The organism is Paenibacillus albiflavus, from assembly GCF_004344915.1.
In the GTDB taxonomy this organism is placed as follows: domain Bacteria; phylum Bacillota; class Bacilli; order Paenibacillales; family NBRC-103111; genus Paenibacillus_AM; species Paenibacillus_AM albiflavus.
Genome location: NZ_SKFG01000037.1, coordinates 1 through 18,877, shown reverse-complemented (window position 1 = coordinate 18,877; position 18,877 = coordinate 1). Strand labels below are relative to the sequence as shown.

The 18,877-nt window shown below is 41.2% G+C and carries 15 protein-coding genes, 1 tRNA gene, 1 rRNA gene and 2 riboswitches; of the genes, 1 reads left to right on the top strand and 16 read right to left on the bottom strand.

Annotation, left to right across the window (positions count from 1 at the left end; all coding sequences use genetic code 11):
• The 3 genes from E0485_RS22070 to E0485_RS22060 all read right to left on the bottom strand — a co-directional run.
• Positions 1 to 1,766 (bottom strand): vWA domain-containing protein (locus E0485_RS22070; protein WP_132420229.1); only part of this gene is annotated, 1,766 nt, incomplete at its 3' end.
• A gap of 70 nt (positions 1,767 to 1,836) precedes the next feature.
• Positions 1,837 to 1,925: riboswitch (cyclic di-GMP riboswitch) on the bottom strand.
• Between the two features lie 56 nt (positions 1,926 to 1,981).
• Positions 1,982 to 2,070: riboswitch (cyclic di-GMP riboswitch) on the bottom strand.
• Between the two features lie 104 nt (positions 2,071 to 2,174).
• Positions 2,175 to 2,936 (bottom strand): ThiF family adenylyltransferase, encoded by a 762-nt coding sequence (locus E0485_RS22065; protein ID WP_132420228.1) that lies wholly within the window; start codon positions 2,934 to 2,936, stop codon positions 2,175 to 2,177.
• Entirely contained in the window at positions 2,933 to 3,538 is a 606-nt protein-coding gene (locus E0485_RS22060; protein ID WP_132420227.1) for an N-acyl amino acid synthase FeeM domain-containing protein, read from the bottom strand. Before E0485_RS22060 ends, E0485_RS22065 begins: the two co-directional genes overlap by 4 nt.
• 197 nt (positions 3,539 to 3,735) lie before the next feature.
• Here E0485_RS22060 and E0485_RS22055 point away from each other — a divergent pair, with 197 nt between their 5' ends.
• On the top strand, positions 3,736 to 4,941 hold the full coding sequence (locus E0485_RS22055) for an HD-GYP domain-containing protein (RefSeq protein WP_132420226.1): 1,206 nt from the start codon (positions 3,736 to 3,738) through the stop codon (positions 4,939 to 4,941).
• Positions 4,942 to 5,288: 347 nt separating this feature from the next.
• On the opposite strand, the gene E0485_RS22050 is transcribed toward E0485_RS22055, so the two are convergent.
• The 13 genes from E0485_RS22050 to rrf form a co-directional block, all read right to left on the bottom strand.
• Entirely contained in the window at positions 5,289 to 5,450 is a 162-nt protein-coding gene (locus E0485_RS22050) for a small acid-soluble spore protein P (RefSeq protein ID WP_132420225.1), read from the bottom strand.
• 31 nt (positions 5,451 to 5,481) lie between these two features.
• On the bottom strand, positions 5,482 to 5,637 hold the full coding sequence (locus tag E0485_RS25245) for a hypothetical protein (protein ID WP_165921262.1): 156 nt from the start codon (positions 5,635 to 5,637) through the stop codon (positions 5,482 to 5,484).
• Positions 5,638 to 5,640: 3 nt separating this feature from the next.
• Positions 5,641 to 5,994: a hypothetical protein gene (locus E0485_RS22045; protein ID WP_132420224.1), complete on the bottom strand. Its 354-nt coding sequence runs from the start codon at positions 5,992 to 5,994 to the stop codon at positions 5,641 to 5,643.
• Between the two features lie 128 nt (positions 5,995 to 6,122).
• Entirely contained in the window at positions 6,123 to 7,127 is a 1,005-nt protein-coding gene (locus E0485_RS22040) for an asparaginase (RefSeq protein WP_132420223.1), read from the bottom strand.
• Between the two features lie 124 nt (positions 7,128 to 7,251).
• A complete protein-coding gene (locus tag E0485_RS22035) occupies positions 7,252 to 8,883 on the bottom strand; it encodes an S-layer homology domain-containing protein (protein ID WP_132420222.1) in 1,632 nt (543 codons plus the stop codon).
• A 97-nt stretch (positions 8,884 to 8,980) separates the two neighbouring features.
• The gene (locus E0485_RS22030; protein ID WP_235857670.1) at positions 8,981 to 11,641 is read right to left on the bottom strand and encodes an Ig-like domain-containing protein; all 2,661 of its coding nucleotides are present in this window, start codon (positions 11,639 to 11,641) and stop codon (positions 8,981 to 8,983) included.
• A gap of 192 nt (positions 11,642 to 11,833) precedes the next feature.
• Positions 11,834 to 11,920: transfer RNA gene (locus E0485_RS22025), tRNA-Ser, on the bottom strand.
• Positions 11,921 to 12,027: 107 nt separating this feature from the next.
• A complete protein-coding gene (gene serS, locus E0485_RS22020) occupies positions 12,028 to 13,314 on the bottom strand; it encodes a serine--tRNA ligase (protein WP_132420221.1) in 1,287 nt (428 codons plus the stop codon).
• An 84-nt stretch (positions 13,315 to 13,398) separates the two neighbouring features.
• On the bottom strand, positions 13,399 to 13,962 hold the full coding sequence (pdxT, locus tag E0485_RS22015; protein WP_132420220.1) for a pyridoxal 5'-phosphate synthase glutaminase subunit PdxT: 564 nt from the start codon (positions 13,960 to 13,962) through the stop codon (positions 13,399 to 13,401).
• A 15-nt stretch (positions 13,963 to 13,977) separates the two neighbouring features.
• Entirely contained in the window at positions 13,978 to 14,859 is an 882-nt protein-coding gene (gene pdxS, locus E0485_RS22010; protein ID WP_132420219.1) for a pyridoxal 5'-phosphate synthase lyase subunit PdxS, read from the bottom strand.
• Positions 14,860 to 14,990: 131 nt separating this feature from the next.
• Positions 14,991 to 16,316, bottom strand: a complete 1,326-nt coding sequence (locus E0485_RS22005; protein ID WP_132420230.1) for a D-alanyl-D-alanine carboxypeptidase family protein — start codon at positions 16,314 to 16,316, stop codon at positions 14,991 to 14,993.
• Between the two features lie 255 nt (positions 16,317 to 16,571).
• Complete coding sequence (guaB, locus tag E0485_RS22000; protein ID WP_132420218.1) at positions 16,572 to 18,029, bottom strand: IMP dehydrogenase; 1,458 nt, start codon at positions 18,027 to 18,029, stop codon at positions 16,572 to 16,574.
• A gap of 589 nt (positions 18,030 to 18,618) precedes the next feature.
• Positions 18,619 to 18,735, bottom strand: a 5S ribosomal RNA gene (gene rrf / locus E0485_RS21995).
• Between the last annotated feature and the right edge of the window lie 142 nt (positions 18,736 to 18,877).

Sequence of the window (18,877 nt, the reverse complement as noted above, 5' to 3'; positions counted from 1 at the left end):
TAGAAGATATGTCTTTGAGTCTCACTATTTGTTACGATATAATTTTTACTTTCATCTGTTACGGTATATCCAGGTATAGATGGAGCTGTCAGGTTACTTCCTACTTCTTGATCTTCCATAGTCGCTGGATCTAATAATTCCTCGTTTGTACCTTCTTCCAAGTACTTCACACTTACATTCCTAGTTTTTGTGTCTTGAATAGTCACTTTTACTTTATCTGTAACCGAACATTTAATATTATTTGTACCGTCCGTAACCGTGACCACATAAACAATCTCGCTGTTAACCGGGTACTTGGATAAATCAGGAGTGATTTTTGCAGTTGTTGGGAGTACTTCGCTTCCTCCCTCAACTTTCCATTCATACTTATAATTGTTTGAGCCTGATCCACCACTTGCTGTTGCTTCTAATGTTACAGATTGACCTTTATTCACTGTAACATCTGGGCCTGCATTCACATTTAATGGAGCATTTACGTTGGATAAAGTCTTCGTAATATCGGTATTGTATTGCTTATTATTATGTTCAAAATAGGAAGCACTGCTTAATGTTGCTGATCCGCCTTTATAGTCATGCTTTGCGGTAAGCTTATAGCTAATCGTAACTTTTTTATTGCTATCTAGCTTAGCTTTAATATTTAGCTGTCCATTAGTCACGGTAATATCATTACTTACAACACCGTTTACTTTAAATTCGCTAAAATCAAAGCCTTGTTTCACAGTATCTGTGAAGGTTTCTTTGTATTCAACATCATCAGCAACAAGCAATTCGCCAAAATGATCGAAGATTTTCTTTACCGCGTCTTCTGAATCATTATTACCCATAATTACACGATTTGCATCCGCTACGTTCTCTACAAGAAATCCTTGAGCTATATCCATTTTACTAAAATTTGTTTCTGTGCTACCAAACATACCGAATGCAAACAATTCTGACTTGCTTTTAGTAAGATCGGCTGTTTTTATTGTATTTTTAATAAATGGTAGTTTTGGATAATCGGATGAAAAGCAACCCAAAAATCCACAACTATAACCAGGGACTTCAGCTTTCTTTTTATTTTCATAAGTCAACTTCCAAGCATCAGTTGTATGAAATGTCAAATCACCAGTACCAACACTCATATTAAGTCCGCCATCTGTAAATAAAAACACTTTCTTTTTTGCATTGGCTCTAGCTGAACTTAAAACTTCATTCGCTTTTTGTAAACCTGCATCAATATTTGTGTTTCCTGTCTTAGCATTATTATAAGTTGTTATTGCATTCTTTAATTGACCTGAATCGGAAGTAAATCCTGCTGCTCCATCTTTTCCATTACTTTTCTTTTCATAAGATATGATTTGCGCACTGCTATCAAACTTCACTACTGCAACTTTATTATCTTTATTAGCTGCAAGAATTTTATCAACTAGTTCTTGAGCATTCTCAACCGTGATCTGCTTTCTGGATTTGGTAATCTTGTCTTTACTACCAATGTCTTGTCCCTTCAAATCCTTCTCCATACTAGCGGAATTATCTAGTACGATCACGATATCATTTAGAGTTGGACCCGATTGAGGCTCAGCTGTAAATGTTGTCGTAACCTCATAAGCTCTACATCCGTCACATGCTAGAATTTCCTTCGTTGTTTGCGGCGATGCTGTTGGCGTTGCCGCTAGTACAGTAGATGGCATAATTAGTGCTATAACCAAGCTGACAGATAGTAATCGGCTCATGATAGATTTTGTCTTATGTTTTGTTCTAAACATTCTGTTTATTACAGAATTCATTCAGTCTTCCTCCTAGTTAATTTAATGGTTTGTAGACAAACAAAAAACCGCCCAAATTGCACCTTTACCTCAATGCAACCGGACGATCATTAGTCATTGTGACTTTTAGACTCCAAAGTTTTGCGACCTAACCTTTCGATTAGTGTGCCGTTATTCTGTTCTTGAAATGGTTCTCGACAATTAAAAAAAGCCCCATTGCATTCTCCTAACTTCTGAAATGCAACCGGACGATCATTAGTCGTTATGACTGTTAGACTCCAAGGCTTTGCGACCTAATCTTTCGATTAGTGTGCCAATATTTAATTTTCAGTCGACTTACATTTACATTCATTACTATATTTATTCAGGTTAATTTTGTCAATCATAAATTTTCAACAAGAAAACCTCGAATTTTGTAACTTGAAACGGTTATTTCTCAAATTGTAATTGAAAAGACTCAGGTACAATCGGAGGATTCTTTCTGCCAAGCAAATGCAGTACTAGATTCGTTACGAGTACGCCTGGTCCTAATGCTTGTCCCACACTGATCGTTGGAATTGTTCTTTCGCCAATCCACTTGGCAATTTTCTCAGGTGTTGCGTAGCTAGGCAGTTGTTGACTGTAGGAGGCGGCAGGAAATACCATTTCATTCACTTCATTCGGATGAATACCTACAGGAATTCCAAGATACTCTTCAAGAGTTAGACCATCTGGTGCAAAGGTTAAAACAGAGGTTCCGAAGCCTAATGCAACTGCTGTCGTAATATACAAGTTTCTAGATCTACCAGCTTGATGTAAAGCAAGTGAGTTCGGAAATGCAAAATAATCAATTGCATCCACCACATAATCTGCCTCTGATACGAATGCTTCAGCATTGTCGTGATGAACGCCTTCAGGATAAATAACGACCTCAAGGTCAGGGTTAATCGTTAGCAGATGGTCTCGCAATGCTTCAACCTTGGGCTGTCCAACGGTTAGATGTGTTGCTGCACATTGTCTATTAATATTCGAAACATCAAATACATCCAGATCGGATAGAATGAGCTTGCCAATTCCCATACGGACTAGTAGCTCAGCAGTAAATCCACCTATACAGCCACAACCAGCAATTGCAATTGTCGTAAGACCGAGCTGCTCGATTTCATCTTCTGACATTACACCTAGATTGCGACTAAATTGTTCTTTAATCATAAGCTCACCTTCAGCGCTTCTTGCTCATTCTCCATAAAATACTCGTGCAGCTTGGAGCGACGCTCTTTGAGATTGGATAAACATTCTTTTAAATTGAGAATACAAGGAACGGTGCTAGAACCCAAATAAACTTTAGGCTCACCAATCACTTGGAATGGAAACTTAAACATGCGATGCATATAATTATAGACTCGTTCGTCTATGCAGCAAATCCAATGTGTCAGCCCTGCCTGAAGCGAATATTGAAGTACAGTTTTGATTAGCCCCATCCCCACATCATGTGCAGGCATTTTGGTAAAAGCGCTGATCTCTGCAATCCGATTCGGTTCAATTTGGTTTAGCTTTGCTTTGTTAATATCATAAATGTGAAAATTTTTGATCGTTGGCAAATCTTCCAATTGCGTATTAATCAAGCGTGTAACCCCAACAACGTTCTGATCGGATGTCTGGGCCATAAAATACTTGGATAACTTCTCATAAGGATCTGCTTCCTCACTTGCAAAAAAACCAACTTCCTCATATCTCTGATGATGCAATCGAATCGCTTTTTCACGAAACAAGCCCTGTGCTATATCGAACTGATAACTCTCAGCCTCAGACATTATGACACACTCCTTAAAACTAGAATAATTTTCCTTATCTATCATAGACATAATTTCCAAAAAAAGCTATACATTAAATTTTACGGAAAATCAAAAATTTTTAGTCATAGGTACCTAGATAGTAGTTGACTGCCAAAAATAGTGGTACAATTGCCATGTAATGTTCATATTTAAGACGAACTGAGGGGAAATAGGCTATGCTAATTCCTGAGAAGAAGGTTCTACTTGGCTCTTATTATCGAACACATAGAGAGCAAGTGAATGTCAACATCCTAAAAATCGCCTTTATCTACCTATTTTTCAGTGTATTATGGAATTCAATCTTTCTTATCTTCGACCTTCCATATTCTCGCGCTTCTCTCTATTTGTTGCTTCTTTGTTTCGTCGCTTGGTTCTGCCTAGTTGGAGGTAAGAAACTATTTGCCCCCTCTTCTTACATCATGCAGCATTTAGTTCTTACCTTTATTATTTTTGTCGTATGCTGTCTATATTTTGGCTCAGGTTATCGTGAAGCCTGGAGCTTCTTCCTTCTTGTCCCCCTCATCTCTGCATTTTATGGCGACATGCCTGTACTACTCATCTATTCATCTATTGGATTAATGGCGATGAGTTTTTTGGGAGCGCTTTATCCGCTCGTCCCGGGTGTCTATGATGCTATTGATATGGCCAACCGCGTACTGCTTTACGTTATTACAGGTACATTCGCCCACTTAATGTTAAGAAAAGTCAATAAACTTTACGAGACGCAAGTGAATACAATTATGGAATCTGCTGAGGTATCCATTGAGCAAGTTGTCAAATCATTCATTATCGCTGTTGAAGCGAAAGATTTATATACCTTTGGTCACAGTGAACGCGTAAGTCGATATGCCATTGAGCTTGCCAAGACCTTATCCGACTATCGCAGCGAAAAGAAAATTCAACGTCTGCGTCTTGCGGGGCTTCTACATGATATCGGCAAAATCAACATCCCCGAACAAATCCTGGCCAAAGAAGGTCCGTTAACGGTAGAAGAGTATGAGCTGATTAAAACCCACACCGTCGTTGGTAGTCGAATGGTGGAGAAGATTGATATTCTGGAATCATTAAAAGCAGGTGTTCTTTATCATCATGAAAAATGGGACGGCAGTGGGTATCCCGCAGGTATTAAAGGAGAGCAAATTCCACTTGAAGCGCGAATACTAGCGATCGCTGACGTGTTCGATGCTCTCACCTCGAATCGCGCTTATCGTAAGGCAATGAGTGTAGAGCAAGCCTATGAAATTTTGCAAAAAGGCAGCGGCACTCATTTTGATCCGAATCTAATCAATAAACTAGCCTTCATTAAACCGAAGTGGAATCAAATTTATAAGGAAACGAACGATGAAGTCAAAGAATTCAATAAAATTACAGATCTATTGTGACAAGAAAAACAAAAGAGCCCCTAAGGGCTCTTTTTGCGTCGATGATTCGCGATTTTTGAGAAATGTCTTCATCCCTGTAAGGAACTCAGAACCATTTCTTTTTTGCTAACTTTCTGGCTTTCTCGGCTTTCGTTTACTGGCTATAAGTGTCCAATTACACTAACGTGTCTTTAGCACACACCTCCAGTTCGAAAATGACAAGTCATGAAAGATGCATCAGGTCTTTGCTCACGTTGTTCAACGGAACCACACCTCTCTCGTCATCGACAATAATAGTATGTCCGCATGAAATGATTTTATTCTACGGATTTCGATCTTTTCGATCTTTTTTTATAAATGATTTCGTCCTAGAATCCCTTGCCATGCCCATGATTGTTATGCGAATGATTACGATTCTTTACCTTATGAGAGCCTGATAATGGCTCAGGATTGCCTTGCCCACGATCTCTGGCGTTAATTTCTTCACCCTTGGGATCTACATTTGTAGGGACAGTTCTTGGTTTAGACATCGCTGTAAGTTCCTTTCAAGATCAGAGTTAGTTAGCCTTCATGATTCAGTGCATCCTGATGCCGACGATCATTCTTCTGCTGTTGATGCTGCTGTTTCGCATGGGAACCCAGTTCGGGTTGATCCAAATCCTTCGCTACATTCTGCAAATCCTTGTCAGCGCTATAGCTATTTGAGCCTTTGGACATCGATTACTGAACCCCCTCACCGTGATGTGTTACATCATGCAAAGCTTGTGCACATTCATGGATATGACGAACATAATCCTCAATTAAGCCCTGCACTTGATCCTGCGTCTCATCAATGTGAAGATCGTCTTTTTCCACATCGACAAGATCCACCTTAACTTCCCTTGAATCCATATACGTACATGCAAAATCAAAAGTATAAGAACTTCGACCTGCATTCGTAATATGGATGCGCAACGCTTGATCATTCGACTCATCAGACCAGACCTTAGCATGATCAGATGTTGGCATATGCGCAGGAAGCTCACGTGCCCATTGATCTGCAAGCTGCTGCCCCGTTACTTCGGGTTTGTCCATAATTGCTACACCTCCACACCTTTTACCATGTACCAGATGCTAGTTCCTTATGCCCGCTCCCGTGTAACAAATAAAGGGTAGAGGAATTTTGAATACCCCTACCGAACTTCACAATCCTGTTCCTCCTATTACCTGCTAGCTAGCGTAAAGCAAGCCTCATTACGTCCAACAATTCTCTTATTATCATTCACAATTTCTTGATTAGCGATCTGATACAAACGATCAATAGTCGCCTGATTTTGGTAGCCTATTTGTTCCAATATACTTGCAATAATTAGCGGCCATTCATCAGATGAACCGTCCATAATCTTCAGTGCGAAGCCTAACCGTTCTTGTCTAAGTCCAAAGCAATAAACACCTTGTGCCCCGCCCTTGGCAACAATATTCGCATCCATTAATAACTGGGTGCAGATAGCATCTGTGCCTGAGATCATTTCAGGATAAGCATTCATAGCACGAGTAATTTGGTCTGCGGCTTTACGCATTTCGATATCTTCAATTAATTCAGGGCATCCTAATTTAAGAAAAGCATGTGCCAAATTACGAAGTGGCATAGCAAATACAGGTACACCGCATCCATCTACGCCACGGCCAATCTCCTCAGGCTTGCAGCCCGTCATTACAGACATGACATGCAGAATTTCTTGTTGAACAGGATGCTCGGGCTCATAGTAGCCTTCTAATGGATAACCCTTGCTCTTGCATAAGGCCATCATTCCCAGATGCTTACCTGAACAGTTATGATACATTCGTCTTGTGGTTTGCCCTTTCTTTAATAGCTCATCGCGTGTGGCTGGATTTAATGGATAAGTTGGGGAGCATAATAAATGCTCATCTGTAAGACCCAGCTTCTGTTTCATCGAATCTAATGCTTCAATATGAAAGCTCTCTCCGCGATGAGATGCAGCTAATAAGGAAAGCTCACGATCTGTTAAACCAAACTTCCGGGCTATTCCACTCATAACAGCAGGAAGCGCTTGTATCGGCTTACCTGATGAACGTAAATAAGTTATATGTGCTGGATCACCCGTCGCGCGCAGCACCTGACCCTTCTCATCAACAACTACAATATGACCTCTATGCACGTTCTCGACTACATTCCCTCTCATTTCACGCACTAATATTTCTGACATCCCTTTTAGCCTCCACCTGATTGATCGTTTAATCTTAAAATGACATAATATTCAGATATAATAGTTTAGTATATCACGTAAAAAGACTCTTACACTATGCAAGAGTCTTCTCTATGTAATCCTATTATCTTTTAGTCGTATTTTGCTTTACAACATCATAATCGGCTGAAGTGTAATTCCCCATATACCATAAGGAGACACCTTGTAATCCGTAGAACTTTGCAAGCCATATTTTGGCCTCAATGCTTTTCCCATCTTCATACCAGATTTCATGGTTGCCGCGATCGTCTTGGAACGTAATTTTACTTAGAAAATAAGGAACTGCAAATTCTACTTTAGTACCAGGCTTTGCAATTCGATCTTCTACTAGTTTAATAGCTGGCTGTTCGGATACGACCGTACCATCAGGACGACTAATCCACTGGTTCGCTTGCTTTGAAATACCAAGAACAAGCTTCTCCTTCGGAATATCCTTCAGAGCGGTTTGAATTGCTTCATTCACAAGTGGCAATGGTGCAGAAGGAAGCTTGCTTTCCAGATGCGTATAATCGTAAGCCATCAAGATCACTTGGTCGGCAATAGCACCAATTGACTTCAAATTATAGCCTTTATACCAATCAGTAGGCGGAACTGCAACAGATAGCGTAAATCCGTCCAAGCTCTTTTTCAACTCTTGTAAAAAGCTAACGAATGCAGGCTGCTCCGCTTGATCCTTCAATCCTTCAAAATCGATCGAAATCCCCGTAAATCCAAATCCGTATGGATCATTTTTCATCGCCGTTTGAACAGATTGAATAAATGCCGTCTGTGCGGGTAGATCCGTAAGAAACTTGCTCAATTGATTATCTTTATTATTAGCAAAAATATTAAGCTCTTGCTTCACCTTATTCTGATCCGCTATTTGAATCGCCGCTTCCCAGCCGCTTGGTACCGCATATTCACCCTTCTTCATATCTAGTGAAGCTGTTCCTGCCGCTGGGTAGGATAAAGTGGACCAACCGAATTTCACATCATTTAATAGACTCATTTGGCCCGCTTGCTTGAAAGATTCAATCGCATAATACCCAATGCCCGATAGAGTCTGCCCTTTAATTCGCTCATTAATGACACGCTCAATAATAGCTGCTGCTTCTTTTCTCGTTAAAGAAGCTTTCGGTCTGAATTCACCTGTCTGATCTCCCACCATAATCCCAAGAGATGAACTATAGTAAAGCTCTGCTTGATAAGTTGGATTTATTGCGGCAGCATCTACAAACTTCCGATTATCCGCTTCAACCTTAAAGCCTGTATCCTTCCACGCTGTGCGCTCCACATCCGACTTTGATTGAAGTAGTAAACTGCCTGTAAGAACAGCTACTTCTTCTCTCGTAATCTCGCTGCTAGGTTTAAACTGATCATTCGCTATCATAAATTGAATAAGGCCCAGATCATAAGCACGCTGCACATAGTTATATGACCAGCGCGAAGGATCTGTCATATCTTGCAATTTCATTGCTTTAGAAGCTGCTGAAGTTTCAGAAATAGAAGCCATTAACATTTTGACAAAAGCCTCTCTCGTCAGTACACCATTGCCTTGGAATTTGCCATCCCCAGTACCCGCAATAACTCCAATTGCTGATAGTTTATAGATGCTATTCGTTGCCCAATCATCCTTTACATCGGAGAAAGTCTGCATTTGAGCACTATAGGCAAATGCTTGGCCCACACCCGCTACCAACATCATGACTAAGGCTATTATTGCTGTTTTCTTAAACAAAAATATCCCTCTCTTCCATTATCATCTTATTCTATTAAACACTATCTATCACACAAAAAAAAGCCGCCAATTACGGCGGCTCTCAACTACTCATATATTATTTAGTAACGTTCACAATGACTTGTGCTTGCTTCCCCGCAAATTTCACATTAATTGTCGCTCTACCTACACCGTGTGCTATAATCTCTCCATCTTTTACATCAGCTTTTTGCACACTGGAGGTTGTCCATAAAGCTGGAATAGAGACATCTATATCTGTACCATCCCAATAGGTTGCTACGGCTTTTACATTTGCCTTTTGGCCAGGCTTTAAGCTTAGATTTACTTGATTAACTTTAAGATACTTAATTTGATCTACCTCGACAGGAATCGAGACAGATTTACCGCCGTACTTCGCTGTAACGGATGTCTTACCATAGCCTGTTGCTTTAATAACACCTTGATTATCAACATCAGCTATTTTATAAGAAGATACTTTCCAATCCGCTTTATCCGTTACATCTATTTTCTGACCGCTAGATAGGGTTGCAGTTAGTTTAACAGTAAATTCTTTATCTTTCTTCTCGCCTAACGTTTTTAACTGAACAAAACGAGTATCTGCTTCCAGCTTGTCTAGTATTTCTACCTCAACTAGAATAGACACTGATTTACCGCCATACTTCGCTGTGATCGTTGTTTTACCATTCTTGTAAGCCGTGATTTTACCGCCTGCTACATCAGCAACGCTTGATGAGCTTGAGCTCCAATCAGCCTGCTGTGTAACATAAACACTATTGGAATCGTTCGGGTTAAGCGTTATTGCTCTTGTTTCCCCAACGCTCATAAAAATCGATCGATCACTAGCTGTAAGTGACTCCGTTTGATCTACTTCAACGGCAACTTTCACGGTTTTACCACCGAATGATGCCGAAATATCAACCTTACCAGGGCCTTTAGCTTTCACCATACCATCGGAGTTCACTTGTGCAATCTTAGACTCTTCAGGTGCCCAAGTTGCTAAATTCGTTACATCTTTCGTCGTTTTATCGGTGTACTCAACGATTAGCTTCAACTGAGCAGTATCGTCTTTCTTCATGACAAGCTTATCAACTGCAGCATCATCTTTCTTAACCGATAAGCTCTTCACAATACCTACAGATACAGAAATCGTCACTGTACGATTGCCATACTTCGCTGTAATCGTAGCTGCACCTGTCGTTACACCCGTAACATAACCCTTACGTACTTCTACAATTGAATCAGCACTTGATGACCATTCTGCTAACTCAGTAATGTTCTCCGTACGTACATTCGTACCATCGCCATATAGTGCATTTAGCGTGATCTGCTTCGTTCCACCCACTTGTAAATCAAGTGATGTAGGGTCCGCCACGATTTGTTTCGGAATATCTACGTCAACACGGATCGTTACAACTTTATCCGCGTATTTGGCTGTAATTGTTACCTCACCAGCTTTAAGAGCTTTTAACTTTCCTTTATTCACACTAACGATTGCTTCATTGCTGGAAGACCACTCTACTTTATCGGTTACATCCTGCTTAGAATCATTCGCATAGTAAGCCGTGATGGAAATCGATTTTTCAGTTGTATCTTGAACACTAGCTGCAATATAGTCTTGGCTAGCTTCAAGTCTTCTAGGTACTTCAACATCGATCGTTGTAGTTACTGACTTATCCCCATACTTAGCTGTAATCGTAACTTCGCCAGCTTTAAGAGGGATAACTGTACCTTTGGTTACAGTTGCTACGTCGCTATTGCTTGATGTCCATTCTGCTTTATCGGTTACATCGTCTTCAACCATGGATTGTTCTTTTTCATAGAAAGCTTTGACTGCAAGCTTCTTGGAACCATCTTTTATCTGCATAAACAAGTTTTGCGGCGTCATTTCAAGCTTCATCGTTCTGTCCACATCAACCTTAATCGTAGCAGTCTTCGTTCCATACTTCGCTGTAATGGTTGCCGTACCAGAGCCATATGCTTTGATTACACCATTAATGGCATCTGCAACAGCCTCGTTACTTGAGGACCACTCTGCTTTCTCAGTAACTATCTCTGACTTACCGTCAGGGAAAATTGCAGTCAATTCAATTTCGGCTGTATCCTGCTTGTCCTTAAGCAGCAAGGAAACCTCTGATTTACTTGGATCAAGGCGCTTTACGATCTCCACATTAACAGGAATCGTTACGGACTGTTTACCATACTTAGCGGTTACAACAGCCGTACCTGAGGTATGACCCACAATTTTACCATTTAATACTGTTGCAACTGCTTGATTATCACTTGTCCATTGTGCTTTCTCAGTTACATCCGCTGTTTTGTTATCATCATAAATCGCTGTCAGCGTAACCTGTTCAGCTTTATCTTCACCAGTGCGAATAGTAATCGTTTGCTTGTCCTTGGTTAATGTTCTAACCTTCTTCAAGACCTCAACATTAACACTAACTGACTTACCTAAATAGTTAGCGACAATCGTAACCTTGCCTTCAGACTTACCTCTGATTGTACCTGCGTATACGGTCGCGATATTATCATCCGCACTTGACCAGGTTGTTTTAACAGTAACATCCTCTGTTTTACCGCCAACATAAACAGCTGTAGCCGTCAATGCTTTGGAATCACCTGTCTCAATGGAAGCTTCATTGTCTGAAAGAACAAGCTGTGCAATTTCATCTGCTGCAACTGCCTTTCCAACACCTCCAAAACCACTTGCAAACAGGACTGCGAGACATAGAAACACTGTAATAAACTTTTTCATCATTTCCCTCCATACGCTATAAGTTGAAATATATCAATGATTGTCGTTTATCCACGAAAAGACTTTCTCATCTTATATCGGCTAGAGCGCTCTATAATTTTAGAGTCAGGAGTGGAAATAGGTATATTCGCCTACATAAAAAAACATCCCATAAACGCAAAAAAGGAGCGAATTTCTTCGCTCCTTCTTTATGTACGGAGAGGGTGGGATTCGAACCCACGGTGCCCGCAAAGACACGGCGGTTTTCAAGACCGCTGCCTTAAACCACTCGACCACCTCTCCAAGGTAGACATAAGGATTGCGGTTAACGCTTTCCTTATGCAGTGACAAAAATGAGTATATCACATAACCCAGCCAAATGACAACTATCATTTCGCATTATTTAAACGTTAATTTTTACCAGCTATTACTTTAACTCCACCCATGTACGGAATAAGTGCTTCAGGTACCAGAACAGAGCCATCTGCTTGCTGATAATTCTCGATGATCGCAGCAACTGTACGTCCAACTGCCAGACCTGAGCCATTCAGGGTATGCACGAATTCAGGCTTCGATTTCGCATCACGACGGAAACGAATGCTGGCACGACGCGCTTGGAAATCCTCGAAGTTCGAGCAGGAGGAAATCTCGCGGTAGCAGCCTTGACTTGGCAGCCATACCTCAAGGTCATACGTCTTAGCCGATGTAAAGCCCAAATCTGCCGTACAGAGCGACATAACACGGTATGGTAGTCCCAACTTACGCAGCACGTTCTCAGCGTTGTCAGTAAGCTTCTCAAGCTCAGCATAAGAATCCTCAGGCTTCACCAGCTTTACTAGCTCTACCTTGTTAAATTGATGCTGACGAATTAATCCTCTTGTATCACGACCGGCAGATCCCGCTTCAGAACGGAAACATGCGCTAAATGCAACAAAATTCACAGGCAATTGCTCGGCTGTAAGAATATCATCGCGATGATAGTTAGTTACAGGAACCTCTGCTGTCGGGATTAGGAAGTAGTCCGAATCACCTTCAATTTTGAATACGTCCTCTTCGAACTTCGGTAATTGACCTGTGCCCGTCAAAGAATCACGGTTCACGATATATGGAGGCAATACTTCTTCATAACCATGCTCGTTACTATGTAGATCCATCATAAAGTTCATAACAGCACGCTCAAGACGCGCACCCATGCCTTTGTAGAAAACAAAACGTGATCCTGTTACCTTAGCAGCAGCTTCAAAATCCAGGATACCTAAATCCTGAGCTAGCTCCCAATGTGCTTTCGGCTCATAGGTGAATGCTGGAACTTCGCCTTCACGACGAATTTCTACGTTATCATCTTCTGAAGCCCCTACAGGTACTGTTTCATTCGGCATATTCGGAATAGATAACAAAATAGCTTGAAGCTTGTCCTCAATTACACGAAGCTCATCATCAAGCTCCTTAATACGGTCGCCTACGCCTTTCATTTCAGCGATAAGCTCATCTGCATTCTCACCTGTACGCTTTAGCTTCGCAACTTCCTGCGATACCGTATTACGACGATTCTTAAGCGCTTCCGTCTCTTGCAATAATTCTCTACGTTTAACATCAAACTCAGTGAATAAATCAATCTCTGGGTAACTTTTGCCGCGATTACTCATCGCTGTCTTCACAGCTTCAAGGTCGCTGCGCAATATTTTTACGTCAAACAAAGGAGATTCTCCTCCCTAATTTTGATAAAATTTCACATCAAATCAAAGATTCAACCATCCACGAATGGACGGTTGAACCGTAATCTACTTAGCCATTTCAAGAAAATAACGATGCATTCTGCAATCATCTGTTAATTCCGGATGGAAAGATGCAGCAAGCAAATGTCCCTGTCGTGCTGCCACAATTTGTCCTTCATGCGTTGCAAGAATCTCAACCTCTGGTCCAACAGACTCGATGAGAGGAGCACGGATAAACACAGCTTGAACAGGTACTTCTATCCCTTTAATAGGAAGGCTTGTTTCAAAGCTTTCCCGCTGTCTGCCAAATGCATTACGTGCTACCTTCATATCCATAAGGTCCAGATGTGCTTCTTCCCCGCTAACAATCTCATGTGCAAGCAGGATCATTCCTGCGCAAGTACCAAAAATCGGCTTGCCTGCAGCAGAAAATTGCTGAAGAGCCTCATTAAAGCCATACAAACGCATCAACTTGCCGATTGTGGTACTTTCTCCACCAGGCAAAATAATTCCGTCTAACTCATCTAACTGCTCCGTCTTCTTCACAGCGATGCCTTCCGCACCTGCCTGCTCGATTAAGCGGATATGCTCCGCAACGGCGCCTTGTAGAGCAAGTACACCTATTCTCATCCCTTACAACCTACCTTACCAGCCGCGCTCTTGCATACGCTCTGAAGCCGCAAGCTTGGAGATCTCAATACCCTTCATCGGTGTACCTAGATTCTTAGATACTTCCGTAATTAATTTATAGTCGGTATAGTGAGTTGTAGCTTGAACGATCGCTTTAGCGAATTTCTCAGGGTTATCTGATTTGAAAATACCAGAACCTACGAATACGCCATCTGAACCTAAATGCATCATTAGCGCTGCGTCTGCAGGTGTTGCTACACCGCCTGCTGCGAAGTTAACAACAGGTAATTTGCCCGTGTTATGAACTTCTAACAACAACTCGTATGGAGCGCCTAAGTTCTTTGCTTCTGTCATTAGTTCATCTTTGCTCATCGCTTGTACTTTGCGAATTTGAGATACCATCTGACGCATGTGACGAACCGCTTCAACAATATTGCCTGTTCCTGGCTCACCCTTCGTACGGATCATGGAAGCACCTTCACCAATACGACGCAATGCTTCACCTAGATCACGCGCACCACAAACGAATGGAACTGTGAACTCGTGCTTATTAATATGGAACACTTCATCAGCAGGTGTAAGAACTTCACTCTCATCGATGTAGTCAACACCCATTGATTCTAGAACCTTAGCCTCTACATAATGCCCGATTCTTGCCTTCGCCATAACCGGAATAGAGACAACTTTCATTACCTCTTCCATAATTGTAGGATCGCACATACGAGCAACCCCACCAGCAGCACGAATATCAGACGGCACACGCTCTAGCGCCATTACAGCTACAGCTCCTGCTGCTTCAGCAATTTTCGCTTGTTCAGCGTTCATTACGTCCATAATGACGCCGCCTTTTTGCATTTCAGCCATTCCTCTTTTAACACGTGTTGTTCCAGTTTCCATTTCCTATACCCCCTGATCATTTAAGAACGTCTATACGAACCCGTTAATTGGAACTTCTAATCGTTCATTTTACAGGATGCCATAAGGTTATACAACCCATATCTAGACGTTCTGTTTGACATATCCGTGTATTAGAATAGGTTTACGATACTATCGAATAATCCGCCGAAGAAATTTTTGATGGAACGAAGAATCATTCTCCACCAGCTAGCTTTCTCCACATCTTCAGCTGCAACTAGATCCACCGTTTGTGTAATGTCTCCTGAAGCACTCTTATACGTATACGTAGCCGTACCTAATTTATCACCACGCTTAAGTGGCGCAACACGCTTATCCTCAGCAATTTGTTCTACCTTAACATCAAGTGATGGTGATTCGCCTTTTTTAACCATAAACTCTACGCCATTCTTCGTTACAACAGGAACTTCAAGCTCTACGCCTTTGCTTACTTCAACAGTTTTAAGTTCAGCTACTGCGGATTTAGCATCAACTAGCTTTTTAAATTCAAAGTTGTTAAAACCATAGTCCATCAGTTTAGCAGTTTCTATAAAACGCTGGTTTATTTTATCTGTTCCCATTACTACCGAGATTAAACGCATTCCATTACGCTCAGCAGTACCTGTAAAGCAATAGCCAGCAGTAGTCGTAAACCCTGTTTTAAGTCCGTCTAGACCCTGATAAGCAAATTGTTTCAATGAAACGCTATCCTTAAAGCCTTCAAGCATATAGTTAAAGTTAATCATTGGGGCCTTATCCGTTGGACGAAGTTTCTGGGAAGTTACACTTGCATATTTCAAAATTTCAGGATGATCTGTGATCAAACGGCGAGCCAAAGTCGCTGTATCTCTTGCAGTCATTTGATTCTCACCTGTATACTTTGGAGATGCGAACTCACCTAGGTCCGAATGATTCAATCCTGTTGCATTATTAAAGAATGTTTTATCCGACATACCAATCTCTTTCGCCTTGGCATTCATCATATCGACAAAACCCTCTTCAGAACCACCTACAGCTTCTGCTAACGATAGTGTTCCATCGTTCCCTGAATAAATGGACATAAGGGCAAACATATCTTTAAGAGGCAGCTTCTCACCCTCAGCTACCATCTGACCTGATCCTGGGACATGCGCCGCATACTTTGTAGTCGTAATCGGTTGATCCCATGTGAATTTTCCGGCAGAAATCGCTTCTAGAACAAGATACTCCGACATCATCTTCGTCATGGAAGCAGGTTCACGTGCCTCATCTGCATTGAATTCATACAGTACTTGTCCAGTTGCCGCATCAATTAGAATAGCGGCCTTCGCTGTATCTAGTTTGGGTGCACCCGAAGTTGAAGCTGCTGGAGTTTGATTCTCTCCTTCTGCATAAACGGAAGAGATATTTATATGAAAAAACGCCAATTGCAACATCCCAATTAATAATACACTAGCAATACTCTTCTTCCATCGTTTCATGACAAACACTTTACCACGCTCCTCAAATTTGTATACAACTTTTAGACAATAATTTACTTACCTTTTAACGCATATACGTCGTCAGTTGTTGCATTAAGTTTTATTTTATCACACTGATGTGTACAAGAGAAATGTTTAGTCATCATTCCAAAATATCTCTTTTTTACAAAAAAGGCACTATTTTCAAAACGTAAAAAAAGAAAACAAAGGCACCTTAGCGCCCTTGTTCTCTTTTCGTAAAATAAAGCTTACTTTTTATAAAGAATAGTTAGGTGCTTCTTTCGTAATTTGAACATCATGCGGATGGCTTTCACGTAATCCAGCACCTGTAATGCGTACGAATTGTGCATCATTCATTAGTGACTGCAAGTTAGGAGTTCCGCATAGACCCATACCAGAACGAAGTCCGCCGATTAATTGGAAAATAATTTCTGCAACCGTACCCTTATAGGCTACACGACCCTCAATACCTTCCGGTACAAGCTTCGTTTCACCTTCTTGGAAGTAACGATCTTTGGAACCAGCCTTCATCGCTCCGATTGAACCCATTCCACGGTATACTTTATAACGGCGTCCTTGGAAAATTTCAGATTCACCAGGGCTTTCCTCTGTACCAGCAAACAAGCTGCCTAACATAACTGCGCTAGCGCCTGCTGCGATTGCCTTCGTAATATCACCAGAGTACTTAATACCACCGTCTGCAATAACAGGTACATTGTATTCACGAGCAACTGTCGCGCAATCGTAAATAGCTGTAATTTGTGGAACGCCTACACCTGCAATAATACGAGTTGTACAAATTGACCCAGGGCCAATTCCTACTTTAATAATAGAAGCACCTGCTTCAATTAGGTCTCGTGTACCTTGACCTGTTGCTACGTTACCAGCAATGATCAGAAGATCTGGATATTGGTCGCGAATTATTTTGACTGTATTTAGAATATTGATGTGCTGACCGTGTGATGAATCGACAACAATAATATCGATACCAGCTTCAACAAGCGCAGCTGTACGTTCCATTACATCTTTGGAAACACCAACCGCTGCACCAACTACTAGGCGACCGAGTTTATCTTTTGCCGCGTTCGGATATTGAATGGCTTTCTCGATATCTTTGATCGTGATAAGACCTTTAAGCTCATTATGCTCATCGACAAGTGGAAGCTTCTCGATTTTATATTTTTGAAGAATAACTTCAGCCTCTGCCAGTGTTGTTCCAACAGGAGCCGTAATCAAGTTCTCATGTGTCATTACATCTTTAATGGAAGTGCTGAAATCATGAATGAAACGAAGATCACGATTCGTCAAAATTCCGACTAACTTATTGGCTTCGTTTACAATGGGAACACCAGAAATACGATACTTGGACATTAACGCCTCAGCATCAAAAACGTTGTGCTCTGGATTCAATGAAAATGGGTTCGTAATAACGCCGCTTTCTGAACGTTTAACGCGAAGAACCTCTTCAGCTTGTTGTTCAATTGACATATTCTTATGAATAATTCCGATTCCACCCTCACGCGCCATCGCGATCGCTAGCTTGGACTCCGTTACCGTATCCATTGCCGAGGAAATAAATGGAATATTAAGCTTTAAATTAGGACCTAATTTAATCGAAATATCTATCTCTTTACCGAAAACTTCTGATTTACTTGGTACAAGTAATACGTCATCGAATGTCAAACCCTCTTTGTTGAACTTACTTTCCCACACAGTTAAATTCCTCCCATATTGAGCTTTTCCGAACATATTAGTGCCTATCTTATCAAAAGGGCTTTTTGAGTGTCAAGTAAATACCTGGCTGTAACCATTTATTTCACATAAGCGACTTAAATAGAGCCGTAGGAATCGTAAATATCTGTAGTATGTAGTATTACGAATATTACATACATGGTGATGAAAGGGAGAAAAGATATTGAAGAGGGGTATTTTGTGAAAATAATGAGCTTCGAAATCAAACCACTATTCAGTCGTTGAGACGATGAGAGTTGTGCCGCTGAGTTCGGAGTTGTATGTGGAGTTGGGAGTTGTACGCGGGGTTAGAAGGAAAATAGCGGACTTTGAGGTGCTTATTTGGGCAGAATGGAGGGAATTTGTGAAAATAACGGATTATCAAGTGCTTATTTTGGAGCTGCATGCCACAAAACACTCATTTCGCCAGTTCTTCCTATATTTAAGTACCTCAAAATCCGCTAATTGTGGAAATGCTCGGGTTTTCAAACAAATAAGCACTTCAAAATCCGTTATTTTGAGGTGCACAAAAAAACAAGCCACCATTCATAAAGAACAGTGGCTTGTAGTTGCTTGGCAACGTCCTACTCTCCCAGGATCCTTCGATCCAAGTACCATCGGCGCTGGAAGGCTTAACGGTCGTGTTCGGGATGGGTACGCGTGGTTCCCTTCCGCCATCGTCACCAAACATGCATTTGTGAACAAATGCGGTTCTTACAAGGTATTGTACCTTGAAAACTAGAAGCGAATTGAAAGTAATTCTTAGTATATCATCCAAATTGGTTAAGCCCTCGACCTATTAGTACTTGTCAGCTCCACACATTGCTGCG